General features: G+C 71.8%; 18 protein-coding genes. 9 read left to right on the top strand and 9 right to left on the bottom strand.

Features of this window, described 5'->3' with window-relative positions; genetic code table 11:
- Positions 1-145: 145 nt before the first annotated feature.
- From AQJ66_RS17635 to AQJ66_RS17620, 4 genes are all read left to right on the top strand, one after another.
- On the top strand, positions 146-1,972 hold the full coding sequence (locus tag AQJ66_RS17635; RefSeq protein ID WP_061922480.1) for an acyl-CoA dehydrogenase: 1,827 nt from the start codon (positions 146-148) through the stop codon (positions 1,970-1,972).
- Positions 1,973-2,057: 85 nt separating this feature from the next.
- The gene (locus AQJ66_RS17630; protein ID WP_061922477.1) at positions 2,058-3,356 is read left to right on the top strand and encodes a M18 family aminopeptidase; all 1,299 of its coding nucleotides are present in this window, start codon (positions 2,058-2,060) and stop codon (positions 3,354-3,356) included.
- A 119-nt stretch (positions 3,357-3,475) separates the two neighbouring features.
- Positions 3,476-3,730: a DUF6458 family protein gene (locus tag AQJ66_RS17625; protein ID WP_061922474.1), complete on the top strand. Its 255-nt coding sequence runs from the start codon at positions 3,476-3,478 to the stop codon at positions 3,728-3,730.
- A gap of 79 nt (positions 3,731-3,809) precedes the next feature.
- On the top strand, positions 3,810-4,310 hold the full coding sequence (locus AQJ66_RS17620) for an LURP-one-related/scramblase family protein (protein WP_061922471.1): 501 nt from the start codon (positions 3,810-3,812) through the stop codon (positions 4,308-4,310).
- 23 nt (positions 4,311-4,333) lie between these two features.
- Here AQJ66_RS17620 and AQJ66_RS17615 read toward each other — a convergent pair whose 3' ends face one another.
- Positions 4,334-5,137 (bottom strand): carbon-nitrogen family hydrolase, encoded by an 804-nt coding sequence (locus AQJ66_RS17615; protein WP_061922468.1) that lies wholly within the window; start codon positions 5,135-5,137, stop codon positions 4,334-4,336.
- 182 nt (positions 5,138-5,319) lie between these two features.
- On the opposite strand from AQJ66_RS17615, the gene AQJ66_RS17610 reads away from it, so the two are divergent.
- A complete protein-coding gene (locus AQJ66_RS17610) occupies positions 5,320-6,144 on the top strand; it encodes a maleylpyruvate isomerase family mycothiol-dependent enzyme (RefSeq protein ID WP_061922466.1) in 825 nt (274 codons plus the stop codon).
- 76 nt (positions 6,145-6,220) lie between these two features.
- On the opposite strand, the gene AQJ66_RS17605 is transcribed toward AQJ66_RS17610, so the two are convergent.
- Positions 6,221-7,522, bottom strand: coding sequence for an MFS transporter (locus AQJ66_RS17605; protein WP_061922462.1), 1,302 nt, complete (start codon positions 7,520-7,522; stop codon positions 6,221-6,223).
- Complete coding sequence (locus AQJ66_RS17600; protein ID WP_061922594.1) at positions 7,519-8,169, bottom strand: GntR family transcriptional regulator; 651 nt, start codon at positions 8,167-8,169, stop codon at positions 7,519-7,521. The genes AQJ66_RS17605 and AQJ66_RS17600 overlap by 4 nt, the downstream gene beginning before the upstream one ends.
- A gap of 187 nt (positions 8,170-8,356) precedes the next feature.
- Here AQJ66_RS17600 and AQJ66_RS17595 point away from each other — a divergent pair, with 187 nt between their 5' ends.
- Complete coding sequence (locus AQJ66_RS17595; protein WP_061922459.1) at positions 8,357-9,262, top strand: D-alanyl-D-alanine carboxypeptidase family protein; 906 nt, start codon at positions 8,357-8,359, stop codon at positions 9,260-9,262.
- Between the two features lie 58 nt (positions 9,263-9,320).
- On the opposite strand, the gene AQJ66_RS17590 is transcribed toward AQJ66_RS17595, so the two are convergent.
- From AQJ66_RS17590 to pdhA, 3 genes are read right to left on the bottom strand one after another with little or no spacing between them, the layout of a single operon-like run.
- Positions 9,321-10,736, bottom strand: a complete 1,416-nt coding sequence (locus tag AQJ66_RS17590; protein WP_061922457.1) for a dihydrolipoamide acetyltransferase family protein — start codon at positions 10,734-10,736, stop codon at positions 9,321-9,323.
- Between the two features lie 11 nt (positions 10,737-10,747).
- Entirely contained in the window at positions 10,748-11,725 is a 978-nt protein-coding gene (locus AQJ66_RS17585) for an alpha-ketoacid dehydrogenase subunit beta (protein WP_061922454.1), read from the bottom strand.
- A 1-nt stretch (position 11,726) separates the two neighbouring features.
- Positions 11,727-12,938 carry a pyruvate dehydrogenase (acetyl-transferring) E1 component subunit alpha gene (gene pdhA, locus AQJ66_RS17580; protein ID WP_061922451.1) on the bottom strand — a complete coding sequence of 404 codons (1,212 nt, stop codon included), beginning with the start codon at positions 12,936-12,938 and terminating at the stop codon, positions 11,727-11,729.
- A gap of 454 nt (positions 12,939-13,392) precedes the next feature.
- On the opposite strand from pdhA, the gene AQJ66_RS17575 reads away from it, so the two are divergent.
- Positions 13,393-14,442 (top strand): phosphotransferase, encoded by a 1,050-nt coding sequence (locus AQJ66_RS17575; protein WP_208611383.1) that lies wholly within the window; start codon positions 13,393-13,395, stop codon positions 14,440-14,442.
- A 128-nt stretch (positions 14,443-14,570) separates the two neighbouring features.
- On the opposite strand, the gene AQJ66_RS17570 is transcribed toward AQJ66_RS17575, so the two are convergent.
- Positions 14,571-16,166 carry a protein kinase domain-containing protein gene (locus AQJ66_RS17570; RefSeq protein ID WP_079060260.1) on the bottom strand — a complete coding sequence of 532 codons (1,596 nt, stop codon included), beginning with the start codon at positions 16,164-16,166 and terminating at the stop codon, positions 14,571-14,573.
- A 343-nt stretch (positions 16,167-16,509) separates the two neighbouring features.
- Here AQJ66_RS17570 and AQJ66_RS17565 point away from each other — a divergent pair, with 343 nt between their 5' ends.
- The gene (locus AQJ66_RS17565; protein ID WP_061922449.1) at positions 16,510-18,132 is read left to right on the top strand and encodes a Stk1 family PASTA domain-containing Ser/Thr kinase; all 1,623 of its coding nucleotides are present in this window, start codon (positions 16,510-16,512) and stop codon (positions 18,130-18,132) included.
- Between the two features lie 76 nt (positions 18,133-18,208).
- Here the strand turns inward: AQJ66_RS17565 and AQJ66_RS17560 are convergent, their stop codons facing one another.
- Positions 18,209-18,748 (bottom strand): bacterial proteasome activator family protein, encoded by a 540-nt coding sequence (locus AQJ66_RS17560; protein ID WP_061922446.1) that lies wholly within the window; start codon positions 18,746-18,748, stop codon positions 18,209-18,211.
- 164 nt (positions 18,749-18,912) lie between these two features.
- Between AQJ66_RS17560 and AQJ66_RS17555 the strand changes: the two genes are divergently transcribed.
- Positions 18,913-19,500: a hypothetical protein gene (locus tag AQJ66_RS17555; RefSeq protein WP_061922443.1), complete on the top strand. Its 588-nt coding sequence runs from the start codon at positions 18,913-18,915 to the stop codon at positions 19,498-19,500.
- Positions 19,501-19,525: 25 nt separating this feature from the next.
- On the opposite strand, the gene AQJ66_RS17550 is transcribed toward AQJ66_RS17555, so the two are convergent.
- Positions 19,526-20,506, bottom strand: a complete 981-nt coding sequence (locus AQJ66_RS17550) for an NAD(P)H-quinone oxidoreductase (RefSeq protein ID WP_061922441.1) — start codon at positions 20,504-20,506, stop codon at positions 19,526-19,528.
- Positions 20,507-20,534 lie beyond the last annotated feature (28 nt).

The following is a 20,534-nucleotide window of genomic DNA, read 5'->3' as shown; positions in this document are numbered from 1 at the left end:
GCCCCAAAGAGTAACGAGTCACAGATGACCGGATCGGGCTTGCGTCTTATTACCGACGGGTAGCATCATCGTAGGCACTTGTTGGAACGTGAACTTAAGGCGCGAGGAGTCAGTGCCTCGCCGATCTCTCTACGGAGCCGTCGCCATGGGGCACTACAAGCCGAATCTCCGCGACATCGAGTTCAACCTCTTCGAAGTACTGGGGCGCGACAAGGTGTACGGCACCGGCCCCTTCGAGGAGATGGACCTCGAGACCGCCAAGAGCGTGCTGGAGGAGCTGACCCGCCTCTCGGAGAACGAGCTGGCCGAGTCCTTCGCCGACGCCGACCGCAACCCGCCGGTCTTCGACCCGGAGACCAACACCGCGCCGGTCCCCGCGTCCTTCAAGAAGAGCTACCAGGCCTTCATGGACTCCGAGTACTGGCGGCTCGGCCTGCCCGAGGAGATCGGCGGCACCACCTCGCCGCGCTCCCTGATCTGGGCCTACGCCGAGCTGATCCTGGGCGCCAACCCGGCCGTGTGGATGTACTCCTCGGGCCCCGCGTTCGCCGGCATCCTCTTCGAGGAGGGCAACGAGGTCCAGAAGCACATCGCCTCGATCGCCGTGGAGAAGCAGTGGGGCTCCACGATGGTGCTGACCGAGCCCGACGCGGGCTCCGACGTCGGCGCCGGCCGCACCAAGGCGGTCCAGCAGGAGGACGGCTCCTGGCACATCGAGGGCGTGAAGCGCTTCATCACCTCCGGTGAGCACGACATGTCGGAGAACATCCTCCACTACGTGCTCGCGCGCCCCGAGGGCGCCGGCCCCGGCACCAAGGGCCTGTCCCTCTTCCTCGTCCCGAAGTTCCTGTTCGACTTCGAGACCGGCGAGCTGGGCGAGCGCAACGGCGTCTACGCCACCAACGTCGAGCACAAGATGGGCCTGAAGGCGTCCAACACGTGCGAGATGACCTTCGGCGACAAGCACCCCGCCAAGGGCTGGCTCATCGGCGACAAGCACGACGGCATCCGCCAGATGTTCCGCATCATCGAGTTCGCCCGCATGATGGTCGGCACGAAGGCGATCTCCACCCTGTCCACGGGCTACCTGAACGCGCTGGAGTACGCCAAGGAGCGCGTCCAGGGTCCGGACCTGGCGAACTTCATGGACAAGACCGCGCCCAAGGTCACCATCACCCACCACCCCGACGTGCGCCGCTCGCTGATGACGCAGAAGGCGTACGCGGAGGGCATGCGCGCCCTGGTGATGTACACCGCCTCGATCCAGGACGCGATCCAGGTCAAGGAGGCGAACGGCGAGGACGCCTCCGCCGACCACGCCCTGAACGACCTGCTCCTGCCGATCGTCAAGGGCTACGGCTCCGAGAAGGCCTACGAGCAGCTCGCCCAGTCGCTGCAGACCTTCGGCGGCTCCGGCTTCCTGCAGGAGTACCCGATCGAGCAGTACATCCGCGACGCCAAGATCGACACCCTGTACGAGGGCACCACCGCCATCCAGGGCCAGGACTACTTCTTCCGGAAGATCGTCCGCAACCAGGGCACCGCGCTGAACTCCCTCGCCGAGGACATCAAGAAGTTCCTGGCGCTCGGCACCGGCGGCGAGGAGCTGGCCGGCGCCCGCGAGCACCTGGCGAAGGCCGCCGTGGAGCTGGAGGCGATCGTCGGCCTGATGCTGACCGACCTCGCGGCCACCGAGCAGGACGTCAAGAACATCTACAAGGTGGGCCTGAACACCACCCGCCTGCTGCTCGCCTCCGGTGACGTGATCGTCGGCTACCTGCTGCTCAAGGGCGCCGCCATCGCCGCCGAGAAGCTGCCGACCGCGTCCGCCAGGGACAAGGCCTTCTACACCGGCAAGATCGCGGCGGCGAAGTTCTTCGCGGCCAACGTGCTGCCGGGCGTCACCCTGGCCCGCAAGGTCGCCGGGACCGTCGACCTCGACCTGATGGAGCTGGACGAGGCCGCGTTCTGAAGGCCGGGTTCCTCCCCACCGATCACCGCCGTGGGCCCGCCTCCGTTCCGGGGGCGGGCCCACGCTCGTCGTTAAGGTAAGCCCCATGAGCGCACCAGCCCGCTTCGACCGCGGCCACACCGACGACCTGATGTCCTTCCTGGCGGCGAGCCCGTCGCCGTACCACGCCGTGGCGAACACCGCCGAACGGCTGGAGAAGGCCGGCTTCCGGCAGGTCGCCGAGACGGACGCCTGGGACGCGTCGAGCGGCGGCCGGTACGTGCTGCGCGGCGGCGCGATCGTCGCCTGGTACGTCCCCGAGGGGGCCGCGCCGCACACCCCGTTCCACATCATCGGCGCGCACACCGACTCGCCCAACCTGCGTGTCAAGCCCCGCCCCGACACCGGCGCGCACGGCTGGCGGCAGGTCGCGGTGGAGATCTACGGCGGCCCGCTGCTGAACTCCTGGCTCGACCGGGACCTGGGCCTGGCCGGCCGGCTCACCCTGCGCGACGGCTCCTCGGTGCTGGTCGACGTGGACCGGCCGCTGCTCCGGGTGCCGCAGCTCGCCGTCCACCTGGACCGCACGGTCACCTCCGAGGGCCTCAAGCTGGACAAGCAGCGGCACATGCAGCCGGTGTGGGGGCTCGGCGACGACCTGCGCGACGGCGACCTGATCGCCTTCCTGGAGCAGGAGGCGGGACTGGCGGCGGGCACGGTGGCCGGCTGGGACCTGATGGCGCATCCGGTGGAGGCGCCCGCCTACCTCGGCCGGGACCGGGAACTGGTCGCCGGGCCGCGCATGGACAACCTGCTGTCGGTGCACGCGGGCGTCGCCGCGCTGACCGCCGCCGCGGCCTCCGGCGCCGCCCTCACCCGCATCCCCGTACTGGCCGCCTTCGACCACGAGGAGAACGGCTCGCAGTCGGACACCGGCGCCGACGGCCCGCTGCTCGGCACCGTGCTGGAGCGCTCGGTGTTCGCGCGCGGCGGGTCGTACGAGGACCGGGCCCGGGCCTTCGCCGCCACCGTCTGCCTGTCCTCCGACACCGGCCACGCCGTCCACCCCAACTACGGCGAGCGGCACGACCCGACGCACCACCCGCACGTCAACGGCGGACCCCTGCTCAAGGTGAACGTGAACAACCGTTACGCCACCGACGGTTCGGGCCGGGCGGTGTTCGCCGCCGCGTGCGAGCGGGCGGGCGTGCCCCTGCAGAGCTTCGTCTCCAACAACTCGATGCCCTGCGGCACCACCATCGGCCCGATCACCGCCGCCCGGCACGGCATCCGGACCGTCGACATCGGCGTGGCCATCCTGTCGATGCACAGCGCGCGCGAACTGTGCGGCGCCGACGACCCGTTCCTGCTGGCCAACTCGCTGCTGGCGTTCCTCCAGGACTGAGGACGCCGCCGCGGGTGCCTGCCTGACCGCCCGTCACCACCGCCCCGAGCATGTCCGGGGCGGCACAGGGTACCCGGACGGCACCGGAGATTCCGGAACCGAAAGGGGAGGCGACGACTATGGGCCTTGGCGGGTGCATCATCCTCATCGCCGTGGGAGCCATCCTCACGTTCGCGACCGACTGGCACATGCAGGGCGTCAACCTGGATCTGGTCGGCATCATCCTGATGGCCGTCGGCCTCATCGGCGTCGCCACGTTCAGCGGCATCGCCCGGCGCCGGCGCGTCGTGGTCCCGTCGACACCGGTGGTCGAGGAGGAACCCCACCACCACCATCACCGCGTCGACGGCTACAGCGACGGCTACGGCGTCTGACGTTCCGCGGGCAGCCGCTCCCCGCCGGCCGTCCGGCTCCGGCGGTGACGAACGCCCCGGGCCGGGGAACGGTACCGGCATGAGATTCCTCGTGCGGGACCGGATCCTCGGCATCGGTGACGACTACTGGATCGAGAACGAACACGGCGACAAGGTCTTCCTCGTCGACGGCAAGGCCATGCGGCTGCGGGACACCTTCGAGCTGAAGGACGCCCAGGGGCGCGTCCTCATCGACATCCACCAGAAGATGTTCGCCCTGCGCGACACCATGGTGATCGAACGCGACGGCGAGAGCCTGGCCACCATCAGGCGCAAACGGCTGTCGCTGCTGCGCAACCACTACCGGGTGTCCCTGGTCGACGGGACCGAACTCGACGTCAGCGGCAAGATCCTGGACCGCGAGTTCGCCGTCGAGTACGAGGGTGAGCTCCTCGCCGTGATCTCCCGCCGCTGGCTGCACCTGAGGGACACCTACGGCGTGGACATCGTGCGCGACGACGCGGACCCCGCGCTGCTGATCGCGGTGGCGGTCTGCGTCATCCACCTCGCGGAGAAGGACGACCGGGACGACGGCGACTGACCGGGGCGGGTGACCGTACCCGGCTACCGGCCGTGCGGCCGCGGCGGCTCCAGGCCGAGCACCCGGTCCTTCAGGGCCGGGAACTGCTCACGGGTCGCCGCCACCTTCGCCGGGTCGAAGTCGACCGTGAGGACCTCTTCCCCGGCGCCGGCCTCGGCGAGCACCTCCCCCCACGGATCCACCACGATCGAGTGACCCGCCTGCGGAACTCCGGCATGGCTCCCGGCCGTTCCACAGGCGAGCACGAACGCCTGGTTCTCCACCGCCCGCGCCCGGGCCAGCAGCGTCCAGTGCGCGCGCCGCCGTTCGGGCCAGCCCGCCGGGATCACCAGCGTCTCGGCGCCGGCGTCGACGAGGCGGCGGAAGAGCTCGGGGAAACGCAGGTCGTAGCAGGTGGCCACGCCGAGGGTGGTCCCGGGCAGCCGGACCGTCACCGGCTCCCGCCCGGCGCCCATCAGCACCGCCTCGCCCTTGTCGAAGCCGAAGCGGTGGATCTTGCGGTAGGCGGCGGCCAGGTCACCGGTGGGGGAGAAGACGAGCGCGGTGTTGTAGAGAGGACCGTCGGGGTCGCGTTCCGGGATGGAGCCGGCGTGCAGCCACACGCCCGCGTCGCGCGCCGCAGCGGCCATGACCTCGTACGTCGGGCCGTCCAGCGGCTCGGCCTGCGGGCCGAACTCCTCGTAGGCGAAGGCCCCGGTGGTCCACAGCTCGGGCAGGACCACGAGATCGGAGCCGGCCTGCTCGCGTACCAGCGACGCCACTCGCGTCCTGCGCGAGGCGACCGATTCGCCCTCGTCCACGGCGATCTGGATCAGCGAGGCGCGCACACTACCACCGTCCTGGCATTCGAGTCGTCCACACGGGCCTACGATCGTCACACGAAAGCACTGCCGGGGTGCCTCGGAGCAGCGTAACTTAGCGTCCCGAGACACCCGACTGGTGCAGCCACCTCCCGCTGGCAACGCCGCCACCACCTGCCCGTGTACCGACCGCCGAGGGGTCCCGTTCCGTGAGTCTGCATCCCACCCTCCAGCCCTACGCCGACGCCTGGACCCACTCGATCGACGCGATATCCGAGATCACGCAGTCGCTGGTCGAGGGCGAGTGGAACCGGCGCACCCCCTGTCCCGGCTGGTCGGTCCGGGACGTGGTGTCGCACGTCATCGGCCTGGACTGCGAGATGCTCGGGGACCCGAGGCCGATCCACAGCCTGCCCCGCGACCTCTTCCACGTCACCAACGAGCACCAGCGGTACAACGAGATGCAGGTCGACGTCCGCCGCCACCACACGGCGCCGGAGATGACGTCCGAGCTGGAGTACACGGTCATCCGCCGCAACCGCCAGCTGCGCAACGAGTCCCGCGACCCCGGCACCAAGGTGCGCGGCCCGATGGGCTCGGAGATCACCCTCGAGCAGGCCATGCGGACCCACGCCTTCGAGGTGTGGGTGCACGAGCAGGACCTGCGCACGGCGCTCGGCCGGCCCGGCAACCTGGACTCCCCGGGCGCCTACGTCGCCCGTGACGTCCTGCTGGACGCCCTGCCCGGGGTCGTCGCGCAGGGCGCGGACGCGCCGCGCAGCTCGGCGGTCGTCTTCGACGTGCACGGCCCCGTGGAGTTCCTGCGCACGATCCGCGTGGACATCCAGGGCCGCGGCACCCTGGAGACGGCGCCCGCCCTCGGCCCCGCCGCCACCCTCACCCTGGACTGGGAGACCTACGTCCGGCTGGCCTGCGGCCGGGTGACCCCGGAGGCGGTGGCGGACCGGGTGAAGACGGAGGGCGAGCCGGACCTGGCGGCGGCCATCCTGCGCAACTTCGCGGTGACGCGGTAGGGGTACGGCGGCGGGGGCGCGGGGCACGCGGCCGCGGCGGACCGTGCCGGGTGCCGGCCGGGGCGGGAGCCGCCGCTCAGGCCGGCACGTGCACCGTCTCCACCCGGCTCGCCACCAGACGCTCCCGCTCGCGGCGGGCCGCGCGGCCGCGCAGGCGCAGGATCTGGCTGACCCCGAGCGCCTGGAGGACGAAGACCGCGGAGAAGGCCACCGTGTAGTCGTCCCCGGTGGCGTCCAGCAGCACGCCGACCGCGAAGAGCGTCGTCATCGAGGCGATGAAACCACCCATGTTGGTGATGCCGGACGCGGTGCCCTGGCGCTCGGGAGGGTTGGCCGGGCGGGCGAAGTCGAAGCCGAGCATGGACGCCGGGCCGCAGGCGCCGAGTACCGCGCAGAGCACCAGCAGCAGCCCCATCGGGGCGTGCTCGCCGGGCCAGAAGAGGGTCAGCGCCCACAGGGCGGCCGTGGCCGCCACCGTGCCCAGCGCGAGCGGCAGCCGCGCCGCGTGGTGCCGGGCGACGACCTGGCCGTAGACCAGGCCGACCGCCATGTTGGACAGGACGACCAGGGTCAGCAGCTCACCGGCCGTGGCGCGGCTGAGGCCCTGCGCCTGCACCAGGAACGGCAGGCCCCACAGCAGCAGGAACACCATCGCCGGGAACTGGGTGGTGAAGTGCACCCACAGGCCGAGCCGGGTGCCGGGCTCCCGCCAGGCCGCGGCGATCTGCCGGCGGACGTAGGCCGAGCCCCGGTGCGGGGACGGCTCGGGCTCGGGCTCGTGCCCCTCGGGGTGGTCCTGGAGGAACAGCAGGGTCAGCACGAGGACGACCACGCCCGCCAGCGCGCTGCCCGCGAACGCCGCCGTCCAGCCGACGCCGTGCAGCAGCCGGGCGAGGACCAGGGTGGAGACCAGGTTGCCCGCCATGCCCACCAGGCCGGCGAGCTGCGCGACCAGCGGGCCGCGCCGGGCCGGGAACCAGCGCGTGCCCAGGCGCAGCACGCTGATGAAGGTCATCGCGTCACCGCACCCGAGCAGCGCCCGCGAGGCCAGCGCCGTGCCGTAGGAGGGGGAGAACGCGAAGCCCAGCTGCCCGGCCGTGAACAGCACCGCGCCGAGGCCGAGCACCTTCTTGGTGCCGAGCCGGTCGACCAGCAGGCCGACGGGTATCTGCATGCCCGCGTAGACCAGCAGCTGCAGGATCGAGAAGGTGGACAGGGCCGAGGCGTTCACGTGGAAGCGGTCGGCCGCGTCCAGGCCGGCCACGCCCAGGGACGTGCGGAAGATGACGGCGACGAAGTAGACGGCGACGCCGACCGCCCACACCCGGACCGCGCGCCGGCCGCCCGGAGGGTCACCCGGCAGGGTGGCGTTGCTCATCGCACCTCACCCCGCGCCAGGTGCGAGAACCAGCTCACGTGCCGGTGCACGACGTCGACGGCAGCCTCCGCGTCGCCGGAGCGCAGCGCGCCGAGGATCTCCTCGTGCTCGGCGAGCGTCTTGGCGAGCCGGTCGGGGTGGGAGTGCATCACGGCGACGCCCATCCTCAGCTGCCGGTCGCGCAGCTGGTCGTAGAGGCGGGAGAGGATCTCGTTGCCGCCGCTGCGCACGATCTCGGCGTGGAAGCAGCGGTCGGTGACCGCGGCGCCCGCCAGGTCGCCGGAGGCGGCCTGCGCCTTCTGCCGCTCCAGCAGCTCCGTGAGCCGCTCGACGAGTCCCGGCGGGGCGGGGACGGCCTTGCGGGCGGCGTGCTCCTCGACCAGCAGCCGGGTCTCCACCACGTCGGCGATCTCCTGCGCGGAGACCGGCAGGACCAGGGCGCCCTTCTTCGGGTACAGCCGGATGAGGCCCTCCACCTCCAGCCGCAGCAGCGCCTCTCGAACTGGCGTACGAGAGACCCCGACGGCCTCGGCCAGCTCCCCCTCGGTGAGGAGGGTGCCGCCCTCGTAGCTGCGGTCGAGTACGCCCTGTTTGACGTGGTGGTAGACGCGGTCGGCGGCGGGTGGTTGCTTCACGGGCGTAGCCATGTCCACAGGATAGATACAAGACGTACGCATGACTCGATCCGTCCATCATCCGGACGTGACACAGATCACCCCCAGCGGCGGCACAACCATCTGTGCTACCTACGTGTCCGACACATGCGGCCCACTCCCGTGCCACTTCAACTCGGCCGCACATCAGGGGCATTCAAGACAATCGGGGTACTTCACTTTGATTACCGGCATCAAGGGCACCCGCCGCATCCGCCGAGCCACCGCCGTCGCCGTCACCTCCGGCGCGCTGCTCGCCACCGGGGCCCTCACCGCGACACCCGCGCAGGCCGTCACGAAGCCTTCGATCGTGGCCGCGGGCGGCTACGCCATGAACAACGCGACCGGCAAGACGCTGTACACGAAGGCAGCGGACACCCAGCGGTCCACCGGCTCCACCACCAAGATCATGACCGCCAAGGTCGTGCTCGCCCAGTCGAACCTCAACCTGGACGCCAAGGTGACGATCCAGAAGGAGTACAGCGACTACGTCGTCCGCAACAACGCCTCCCAGGCGCACCTGATCGTCGGCGACAAGGTCACCGTCCGCCAGCTGCTGTACGGCCTGATGCTGCCCTCCGGCTGCGACGCCGCCTACGCGCTCGCCGACAAGTACGGCAGCGGCACCACCCGCGCCAAGCGCGTCGCGAACTTCATCGGCAAGATGAACACGGCCGCCAAGAACCTGGGCCTGACGCACACGCACTTCGACTCGTTCGACGGCATCGGCAACGGCAACAACTACTCGACGCCGCGCGACCTGACGAAGATCGCCAGCAGCGCGATGAAGAGCTCCACGTTCCGCACGGTCGTCAAGACCAAGTCCTACACGGCCAGGACCATCACCAAGACGGGCAGCACCCGCGTGATGAACCCGTGGACCAACACCAACGGGCTCCTCAGCAGCTACAGCGGGACGATCGGCGTCAAGACCGGCTCCGGCCCCGAGGCCAAGTACTGCCTGGTCTTCGCCGCGACCCGGAACGGCAGGACGGTCATCGGCACCGTCCTCGCCTCCTCGTCCATCCCGCAGCGCGAGTCGGACGCCAAGAAGGTCATGAACTACGGCTTCGCCCTGATGGGCTGACCGGCCGTCGAAACACCGGGGCCCGCCGCGGATCGCGGCGGGCCCTTGTCGTGCCGGGTCAGGACCAGGTGATCAGCCGCTTGGGGTGCTCCAGGATCGCGGCCACGTCGGCGAGGACCTTGGAGCCCAGTTCGCCGTCGACCAGGCGGTGGTCGAAGCTGAGCGCCAGGGTGGTGACCTGGCGGGGCTTGACCTTCCCCTTGTGGACCCACGGCTGGAGCTTGATCGCACCGACCGCGAGGATCGCGGACTCGCCGGAGTTGAGGATCGGCGTGCCGGTGTCGACGCCGAACACGCCGACGTTGGTGATGGTCACCGTGCCGCCCTGCATCGCGGCGGGGCTCGTCCGGCCCTCGCGGGCCGTCGCCACCAGTTCGCCCAGCGCCTCGGCCAGCTGCGGGAGCGTCTTGGCGTGGGCGTCCTTGATGTTCGGGACGATCAGGCCGCGGGGGGTCGCCGCCGCGATGCCCAGGTTGACGTAGTGCTTGAGCACGATCTCCTGGTTGGCCTCGTCCCAGGAGGCGTTGACGTCCGGGTTGCGCTTGACGGCGACCAGGAGCGCCTTGGCGATGAGCAGCAGCGGGTTGACGCGCAGGCCCTGGAACTCCTTGTCCTGCTTGAGTTCCTCGACCAGCTTCATCGTGCGGGTGACGTCGACGGTGACGAACTCCGTGACGTGCGGCGCGCTGAACGCCGAGCCGACCATCGCCGCCGCCGTCGCCTTGCGCACCCCCTTGACCGGGACACGCGTCTCGCGGGCGCCGTCGTAGGTCACGGCGGGCGCCGCGGCCGCCGGGGCCGGGGCGGAGGCGGGGGCCTCCGTGACCGCCGGGGAGGCGGCGGGAGCCTGCGGGGCCGCCGCCGCGTGGACGTCCTCACGGGTGATGACGCCGTCCGGGCCGGACGGGGTGATCGCGGCGAGGTCGACGCCGAGGTCCTTCGCCAGCTTGCGCACCGGCGGCTTCGCCAGCGGACGGCTCTGCGCCGGGACGGCCGCGGGGGCGCCGTGCCCGTTCAGCTCGGCCTGGACGGCCTGGGCGGCCTGTCCGGCGGCCGGGGCCGCGGCTTCCGCCCCCTTGCGCGGGCGGCGCTTGGTGGAGGAGGTGGCCACGCCGTAGCCGACCAGGACCGGCTGGCGGCCCTCGGGCTTGGGCTCCTCCGCCTCGGGCGCCGCCGCCTCCGGCTGCTGGGCCGGCGCTGCGGCGGCGGCTCCGCCCGCCACGTCCACCGCGATGATGGCCGTGCCCACGTCGACCGTGGTGCCCTCGGGGAAGCGCAGCTCGCGGACCACGCCGTCGTAGGGGATGGGCAGTTCGACGGCCGCCTTGGCGGTCTCGACCTCGCACACCACCTGCCCGTCGGTGACGGTGTCACCGGGCTGGACGTACCACTTGAGGATCTCGGCCTCGGTGAGCCCTTCGCCCACGTCGGGCATCTTGAACTCGCGTACGGAAGCTTCCGTCATCGTCGTCACGAACCCTCTCCTCAGTACGCCAGGGCACGGTCGACGGCGTCGAGCACCCGGTCCAGGTCCGGCAGGTACTCCTCCTCCAGGCGGGCCGGCGGGTACGGCGCGTGGTAGCCGCCGACCCGGAGCACCGGGGCCTCCAGGTGGTAGAAGCAGCGCTCGGTGATCCGCGCCGCGATCTCCGCACCCGAGCCGAAGAACACCGGAGCCTCGTGGACCACGACCAGCCGGCGGGTCTTCTCCACCGACGCCTGGATCGAGTCGAAGTCCAGCGGGGAGACCGACCGCAGGTCCAGCACCTCCAGCGAGCGGCCCTCCTCGGCGGCCGCGGCCGCGACCTCCTGGCACAGCTTCACCATCGGCCCGTACGCCGCGAGCGTCACGTCCGTGCCCTCGCGCACCACCTGGGCCTTGTGCAGCGGACCGGGGATGGCGTCGAAGTCGACCTCGCCCTTGTCCCAGTAGCGCCGCTTGGGCTCGAAGTAGATCACCGGGTCGTCGCTCTGGATGGCCTGCTGCATCATCCAGTAGGCGTCCGAGGAGTTCGACGGGGAGACGACCTTCAGGCCGGCCACGTGCGCGAACAGCGCCTCCGGGGACTCGGAGTGGTGCTCGACCGCGCCGATGCCGCCGCCGTAGGGGATGCGGATGACGACCGGCATCTTCACCTTGCCCAGCGACCGGGCGTGCATCTTGGCCAGCTGGGTGACGATCTGGTCGTAGGCGGGGAAGACGAACCCGTCGAACTGGATCTCCACCACCGGCCGGTAGCCGCGCAGGGCCAGGCCGATCGCGGTGCCGACGATGCCCGACTCCGCCAGCGGGGTGTCGATGACCCGGCTCTCGCCGAAGTCCTTCTGCAGACCGTCGGTGACCCGGAAGACACCGCCCAGCTTGCCGACGTCCTCGCCCATCACGACGACCTTGGGGTCCGTGTCCAGCGCACGCCGCAGCGACTCGTTGATCGCCTTGGCCAGAGCCATTTTCTCGGCCATCTCAGTGACCCCCCTCTGCGTCGGCGAACGACGCCTGGTAGGCGGCGAACTGCGCCCGCTCCTCGTCGACGAGCGCGTGCCCGTCCGCGTACGCGTGCTCGAAGATGGCGAAGTGGTCCGGGTCCGGCATGGCGCGGACCGCTTCGCGCACCCGCCTGCCCAACGCCTCGGACTCGGCCTCGAGTTCCGCGAAGAATCCCTCGTCCGCGTGGTTCGACGCCTCCAGGAACCGGCGCAGGCGCAGGATCGGGTCCTTCGCCTCCCAGGCCAGCCGCTCCTCGTCCCCCCGGTAGCGGGTGGGGTCGTCGGAGGTGGTGTGGGCGCCCATGCGGTAGGTGTAGGCCTCGACCAGGGTCGGGCCCTCGCCGTTGCGGGCGCGCTCCAGCGCCCACTTGGTCACCGCGAGGCAGGCCAGCACGTCGTTGCCGTCCACCCGCACGCCCGGGAAGCCGAAGCCCTGCGCGCGCTGGTACAGCGGCACGCGGCTCTGCTTCTCGGTGGGCTCGGAGATGGCCCACTGGTTGTTCTGGCAGAAGAACACCACCGGCGCGTTGTAGACCGCCGAGAAGGTGAACGATTCGGCCACGTCGCCCTGGCTGGAGGCGCCGTCGCCGAAGTAGGCGATGACGGCCGAGTCCGCGCCGTCCTTGGCGACGCCCATCGCGTAGCCGGTGGCGTGCAGCGTCTGGGAGCCGATGACGATCGTGTACAGGTGGAAGTTGTTGCTGTTGGGGTCCCAGCCGCCGTTGTTCACGCCGCGGAACATGCCCAGCAGGTTGGTCGGGTCGACCCCCCGGCACCAGGCGACGCCGTGCTCGCGGTAGGTCGGGAAGACGTAGTCGTCGTCGCGCAGGGCCCGGCCGGAGCCGATCTGGGCGGCCTCCTGGCCGAGCAGCGAGGCCCACAGGCCCAGCTCGCCCTGGCGCTGCAGGGCGGTGGCCTCGGCGTCGAAGCGGCGGGTGAGCACCATGTCGCGGTACAGGCCGCGCAGCTCTTCGGGGGTGATGCCGGCGACGTAGCCGTCGTACTCGGCGTTCTTGACCCGCTTGCCCTCGGGCGTCAGGAGCTGCACGAGTTCCGGATCGGTGGTCTTCTTCGTGGTGGTGCGGGTGGTGCGCTTGGTGCCGGTGGTTCCGGTACTGCTGCCGGTGGTGCCGGCTTTGCCTGCGGCGCTGCGTCGCGGCTTGCGCGCGGCACTGCTGTCCACGGTCACGTGTGCTCCTCCGTCGTTCCGGCCCCCGGGGTTGCCGGTAGGCCAGTGCGGCTCACCTGTTGTCGACCACCGGGCACGGGGTGGGTGCCACTCGGCCGGGAACAGGCGTGACAGGTGCCCCGGCGAGCGCCCTGCAACCTTCACGTTACCCAGTGCTCCACATTTCTGTGAAACCCCTCCTGACCTGCGTGTTTGCTTGGATTTCCAAGTAAATCAGCAGAGGCTGGAGAGTCGCTGGTCACAGCCTTGCAGGAGGCCGGAGCAACGGCACGTTATCCCGGCGACCCCGGGGACGGGAAGAGCTGACGTGTGACGCGGAGCGCGTCGCGTGTGGGCCGTTCGGGCGGGGTCCGGATTTCGCCGGGATGCCTCAGTGTGACCGAAAGCGATCAGCGGCGACTGCCTGTGACAAGCCCCAGCTCACAGCGCCTGGCCGTGCCCTAGCATCTGGCGCGTGCCGCGCCGATGTGTACCACCCCTTGTACCTCACGCGCCCCCTCTGGGCGCCCTGCTGCGCCTCTACGGCGCGGGTTCCCCCCTCACCTGTGAACCCGTGGACCAGGGCCTGCTGAACCGCGGCTACCGGCTGCGCACCACCCGCGGCCGCTACTTCCTCAAACACCATTTCGACCCGGACACCGCAGATCCGGCCGCCATCGAACGCCGCCACCGCGCCACCCAGCGCCTGGCCGACCTCGGCGTCCCGGTCGCCCCGCCGCTCGCGGACCGCGAGGGCCGCACCGTCGCCGTGGTCGGCGGCCACGCCTACGCCCTGCACCCGTGGATCGACGGCAGGCACCGCGACGGCGGCCAGCTCACCCGCGGGCAGAGCGCACGCCTCGGGGCGCTGCTGGGCGCCGTGCACGGCTGCCTGGAGCGGGTGATGCCGCCCAAGGGGCGCACCCGCCCGGCCACGAGCCCGCACCCCGTGGAGAGCGCCGACCCGGCCGACACCTTCGCCCTCATCGACGACCTGCTCGCCCACGTGCGCCGCCACCGCCCCGCCGACGCCTTCGACGAACTGGCCCGCCACCGCCTGCTGGAACGCCGCGCGCTGCTGCGGCGGCACGCGCACCGGCGGCCGCCGCGCGGCGGCCCGGTGGGCTGGGTGCACGGCGACTTCCACCCGTTCAACCTGCTCTACCGCGGCGACGCCCCGGCCGCCATCGTCGACTGGGACCGGCTCGGCGTGCAGCCCCGCGCCGAGGAGGCCGTCCGGGCCGCCGCGATCTTCTTCGTCCGGCCGGCCGGAACCCTCGACCTGCCGAAGGTGCGGGCCTACGCGCGCGCGTACCGGCGCGCGGCCGGGGCCACCCCCTCGGAGCTGGCGGCGGCCGTGCACCGGGTGTGGTGGGAGCGCCTGAACGACTTCTGGATGCTGCGCTGGCACTACGAACGCGGAGACACGCGCGCGGACTGCCAGTTCCCGGCCGCCTCGGCGCTCGCGGTGTGGTGGACGCGGGAGTACGACGCGGTGTGCGACGCCTTCGTGGAAGGTGCGTGAGACCGCCCGGGCGGAGCGGGCCGTGAACGCCGCGCGCGCGTGGAGCGGTCGCTCACACGCGCGCACGGGTCAGTGCCTGTCCTGCCTCCGCCTCACAGCCCTGCCGTGGCGGTCGGCGTCGGCGGCCTTCAAGGCCCCCCGGTGCCGCCGCTGGTGGCGCCGTCCGTCGTGCCCGCGTCCGTGCCGCCGACCGTGGTGCCCGCGTCCGTGCCGCCGGCGGCCGGGTCCGTCGGCGGCTGCGAGCTCGGCGTGGCCGACGGCTGCGCGGAGGTCTGCGGGTCCGAGGGCGGCTCGGACGGCTCGGCGGTGGCCGACCGGGACGGGGTGTACGACGGCGTGTACGACGGCTTCCAGGTGGAGCCGGTGCCCTGGTCCTGGCCGCTGCCGGTGGCGGTGTCGGAGGGCCGGTCCGTGGTGTTGTCGGTCGGGGCCTGGCTCGCCGTGTCGTCCTTCGCCGGCTTGGAGTGCGTCGACGTCGGCTTGGTGTCGGTGCCGTTGCCGCCGCCACCGCCGGCGTTCTGCAGCGCCAGCGCGACACCCGCCGCGATCGCGATCACCGCGAGGACGGCGAGGATCCACAGCCTGCCGCGGCCGCTGCCCTTGTTGCCGTGCCCCTCGAAGCCGCCGTCGTCCCCGCCGCCGTACCCGGTGGGCAGCATGGGCTGCGGGATCTGCGTGGTGCCCGAGGCGTCCGGGTGCGCCATCACGGCCGTCCCCGCGAACCCGGCCGCCGGGGTGTGCCGGCCGTCGTGCGCCCCCACGGGGCCGGTGTTCCAGGTGCCGGTGTGGCCGCCCTGGTCGTAGAGCATCTGCAGGCCGTACTGGACCAGCCCGCGCATCTCCTCGGCCGTCTGGAACCGGTCGTCTGGCTCCTTGGCGAGCGAGCGCATCACCAGGCCGTCCAGCTCGGGCGGGCAGGCGTCGGAGTACTGCGAGGGCGGGGTGGGGATGTCCTGGACGTGCTGGTAGACCACCGACAGCGGCGTCTCGCCGGTGAACGGCGGCCTGAGCGCGAGCAGTTCGTACAGCAGGCAGCCGGTCGCGTACAGGTCGGAGCGGTGGTCCACGGCCTTGCCGAGGGCCTGCTCCGGGGAGAGGTACTGCGGGGTGCCCATGACCATGCCGGTCTGCGTCATCGTCGTGGACGCCCCGTGCAGGGCGCGCGCGATGCCGAAGTCCATCACCTTCACCGCGCCGTTGTTGGTGATGATGACGTTGGCCGGCTTGATGTCGCGGTGCACGATGCCGTGCTGGTGCGAGTAGGCGAGCGCCTCCAGCACCCCGGAGACGATGATCAGCGCCTGCTCGGGACCGGGCGCCTCGGCGTTCAGCAGCAGGTCGCGGATGGTGCGGCCCTCGACCAGCTCCATCACGATGTACGGCACGGACTGGCCGCCGACGTAGTCCTCGCCGGAGTCGTACACGGCGACGATCGCGTGGTGGTTGAGTCCGGCCACCGACTGGGCCTCGCGCGTGAAGCGGGCCTTGGAGACCGGGTCCTCGGCCAGGTCGGCGCGCAGCAGCTTGACCGCGACCGTGCGGCCCAGGCGGACGTCCTCGGCGGCGAACACCTCCGCCATGCCGCCCCGGCCCAGCCGGTGGGTCAGCCGGTACCGGCCGTCGCCGACGAGCCCGCCGTTGCCCCACGCCTCCGGCGTCTCGGACATGCCGCCGCCAGACGCCTCGGGGTCGGACGGGCCCTGGGCGCTGTGCGTCTGTGCCATCGGTCCTCGCCGTCGTTTCTGCCCGCGGTGCGCGCGGTGTTGTCACGGTCTCCGTCGGCCACGCTACAGCCTCCGCGGGGGCCGCCGGTCCGGTTCCGGCACCGGGAGGAGCCCGAGACTGACCGGTCATGAAACCTCTAGCACGCGCTGTCGTGCAAATTCTGTGTACCGGTGGTAGGGCCGCTGTAACGCTTCCGCGACTCTTCTTTCGCGTACGGTCACGGAACGGGCACCGCGCTTGACGTGTCGGTGCCCTGGGGCAGACTTGGCCGGGAATGACACATTCGATCAAGGCATGTTCGCCCAGCGACGGCGCCGGACGGCCAGTGGGGGACGCTAAGAGATGAGCCAGGACGGCGTACGGGGCCGGTACGCGGGGCGGGCGCTGGCCGGCGGCCGCTACCAGCTGCGCGACTTGCTCGGCGAGGGCGGCATGGCCTCGGTGCACCTGGCGTACGACGCCGTGCTCGACCGCCAGGTCGCGATCAAGACCCTGCACACCGAGCTGGGGCGGGAACAGGCCTTCCGCGAGCGCTTCCGCCGCGAGGCCCAGGCCGTGGCCAAGCTCACGCACACCAACATCGTCTCGGTCTTCGACACCGGCGAGGACGATCTGGACGGCTCGACGATGCCGTACATCGTCATGGAGTACGTCGAGGGCCGCCCGCTGGGCTCGGTCCTCGAGGAGGACGTCCGGCAGTACGGCGCCATGCCCGCCGACAAGGCACTGAAGATCACTGCGGACGTGCTGGCGGCGCTGGAGATCAGCCACGAGATGGGGCTGGTCCACCGCGACATCAAGCCGGGCAACGTGATGACGACCAAGCGCGGTGTGGTCAAGGTCATGGACTTCGGCATCGCCCGCGCCATGCAGTCCGGCGTCACCTCGATGACCCAGACCGGCATGGTCGTCGGCACCCCGCAGTACCTCTCGCCCGAGCAGGCCCTGGGCCGCGGCGTGGACGCCCGCTCCGACCTGTACTCGGTCGGCATCATGCTGTTCCAGCTGGTCACCGGCCGGCTGCCGTTCGACGCGGATTCCCCGCTGGCGATCGCCTACGCGCATGTGCAGGAGGAGCCGGTCGCGCCGTCCTCGATCAACCGCGCCCTGCCCCCGGCGGTGGACGCGCTGGTCGCCCGCGCGCTGAAGAAGAACCCGAACGAGCGCTTCCCGACCGCCGAGTCCATGCGCGACGAGTGCCTGCGCGTCGCCGCCTCCCTCCAGGCGGCCCCGCCGAGCATCGTGCCGGGCACCGCGCCGGCCCAGAGCGGCGCCGGCGTGGCGTCCGCGGTGTTCCCGCCGGTCGACCAGGCGGCCCCGGCGCCCACCGGCCCGGTGCAGACGCCGTACCAGCCGACGCCGCAGCCGCACCCGTACGGCACCCAGCCGCCCGCGCCGGCGTACGGCTACCCGCAGCAGGGCGGCTACCCGACCCCGGCGGCCGCCTACGGGCAGCAGGCCGCCCCGACGCCGCCGCCGTACACCATCTCCCCGCCGACCGCCGCGCAGTCCGCGGGCGGGGGCGGCGGGAAGAGCAACAAGCCGGTGATCATCGGCTCCGTCGTGGTGTCCCTGGTCGCGGTCGTCGGCCTGATCGTCGCGCTGACGCTCAACGGCAACGGCGACGGCACCGGCGCCGGCGGCGACGCGAGCGCGTCGGCGTCGACCCACGGGGCGGGCTACCGGGGTCCGGACATGTCGAAGACGGTCGACAAGACCCTGTGCACGGAGCCGCAGGAGTCGTACAACGACCCGAAGAAGATCCAGATCCCGGACTTCCGGTACAAGTACATCAACTCGGTCAAGGACTGCGCGGCGGCCGCGGGCTGGCAGGTGACGACGAAGAGCGTCGACGAGAACACCTTCGGCCAGGGCGCGGTCATCGACCAGTTCCCCAAGCCCGGCACGGACATGGACCCCAAGCACGTCGAGATCCAGCTCAACGTGTCCACGGGCAACCCGTAGCCCGCAGGCGCGAAACGGCAGGTGACGCGAAAGGGCCCGGCGGACGTCCGCCGGGCCCTGGTTGCTTACCGGATCACTACAGGTAGGGGCCGCCCGAGCGGCCGCCCGTGCGCGGGTCGTGCCCGTCCTCCAGGGACACGCCCGGCGGGAGCGCGCGGCGCATCTGCTCCAGCTGGGCGCGCGCGGCCATCTGCTGGGCGAACAGCGTCGTCTGGATGCCGTGGAACAGGCCCTCCAGCCAGCCCACCAGCTGGGCCTGCGCGATGCGCAGTTCCGCGTCGCTCGGCGTCGCCTCGTCCGCGAACGGCAGGGAGAGCCGCTCCAGTTCCTCGACCAGCTCCGGCGCCAGGCCGTCCTCCAGCTCCTTCACCGAGCTGGCGTGGATCTCCTTCAGCCGCGCCCGGCTGGCCTCGTCCAGAGGAGCCGCACGCACCTCCTCCAGAAGCTGCTTGATCATGCTGCCGATCCGCATCACCTTGGCCGGCTGCTCGACCTGCTCCGTCACCGGGGTCTCGCGGGAGTCCTCGTCTCCGCCGCCGCCGAGAGCCATCCCGTCCTGGCCCACGACGAGGATCTGGGGATTCTCCGGCGACCGTTCGTTCCTCGGCATCTCCATGCCGCCATTCTCTCGCACGCCTCCACCTCATCACCGTGCCGCCCCCCTGCGGGGCGGATCCGCCGTTTACACCCGACGGAGCAACCAGAAATGCCCGCTTCGTCCTGCGATGTGAGGCTGGCTTGCGTCGGTGTACGACGACTGCGCTCCGGGAGGTCACCGACATGGCCCCATGGCTGCGACTCACCCTTCGCCGCGGACGGCTGCTGCTCGTGATAGCGGCGGCGGTACCGGTGTACGGCACGGCCCCCGCCCACGGCGCCGAGGCCGCCCCGCACGACTCCCCCGCGCCCCCGGGCCGGACCGCCGTGCCCGCTTCCCCGGCCGCGCCGGCCTCCGCCTCCCCCGCCGCCTCGCGTTCGCCGTCCCGGGCCGCCGAGCCGTCCCGGGCCGGCAGCGGGGCGGGGGAGGGCCGGATGCGCCCCGGCCGGCCGGACGGGCCGGCCGCGCAGGAGGAGGGCGACGACGACTCCGGCACGGTCACGGGGGCCTCCGACCCCGGCGATCCGGAGGCCGGCCACCCGGAGGAGCCGGAGACCGCCGACTCCCCGGCGGCCTCCGCCACGACCGAGGAGGCCGGGCTGGACCCCGCCCGGTCCCCGGGGCCGTCCACGGCCCCGGACACCGCGCGCCAGGGCCAGGAAGAAGCCACCCAGCCGGCCCTGCGCATCCTGCCGCTCGGCGCCGGCCTGGTCCTCGTCGGGCTCGGCCTCGGCCTGGCCTTCGTGGGCCTGCGGGTGCGCAGGAGCTGACCCGGCCCGGCGGTACGGGCGCCCGCTACGGCGCCACCAGCAGCACCTTGCCGATGTGCCCGCTGTCCTCCACCACCTGGTGGGCCTCGCCGGCCTGCGGCATCGGCATCTCGCGGTCGACGACCGGGCGGACGTGCCCCGCCTCCAGCAGCGGCCACACGTGCTCGCGTACGGCGGCCACGATCGCGGCCTTCTCCTCGAGCGGCCGCGCCCGCAGCGACGTCGCGCTGACGGCGGCCCGCTTGCTCAGCAGGGTGCCGATGTTCAGCTCGCCCTTCGCCCCGCCCTGCATGCCGATGATCGCCAACCGCCCGTTGACGGCGAGGGCCTGAATGTTGCGGTCCAGGTACTTGGCGCCCATGTTGTCGAGGATGACGTCGGCGCCCGCGCCGTCGGTGGCCTGCTCGATCTCGGCGACGAAGTCCTGCTCCCGGTAGTTGATCAGCACGTCCGCGCCCAGCTCGGCGCAGCGCTCCAGCTTCTCCTTCGTCCCGGCGGTCACCGCCACCCTGGCACCGAGGGCCTTGGCCAGCTGGATCGCCATCGTGCCGATGCCGCTGGAGCCGCCGTGGACCAGCAGCGTCTCGCCGGGGCGCAGATGGGCGACCATGAAGACGTTGGACCAGACGGTGCAGACCACCTCGGGCAGCGCGGCCGCCTGCTTCAGATCCAGGCCCTCCGGCACCGGCAGCAACTGCCCGGCCGGAACGGCGACCTTCTCGGCGTAGCCGCCGCCCGCGAGCAGCGCGCACACCGTGTCGCCGACGGCCCAGCCGGAGACGCCGGGGCCGAGCGCGGCGATTCTGCCGGAGCACTCCAGGCCGGGGTAGGGGGACGCGCCGGGCGGCGGGTCGTAGAAGCCCTGCCGCTGCAGGACGTCCGCGCGGTTGACGGCGCTGGCCACCACCTCGACCAGCACCTCACCCTCGCCGGGCACCGGATCGGGCACCTCGGCCCACACCAGCGCCTCGGGCCCACCAGGTTCGGGAATCGTGATCGCATGCATGCACGCGACGCTACTCCCCGTCGGCGCC

This window comes from Streptomyces bungoensis (assembly GCF_001514215.1).
GTDB classification, from domain to species: Bacteria; Actinomycetota; Actinomycetes; order Streptomycetales; family Streptomycetaceae; genus Streptomyces; species Streptomyces bungoensis.
The sequence above is the reverse complement of the archived record's forward strand: the minus strand, read 5'-3'. Positions and strand labels throughout refer to the sequence as shown.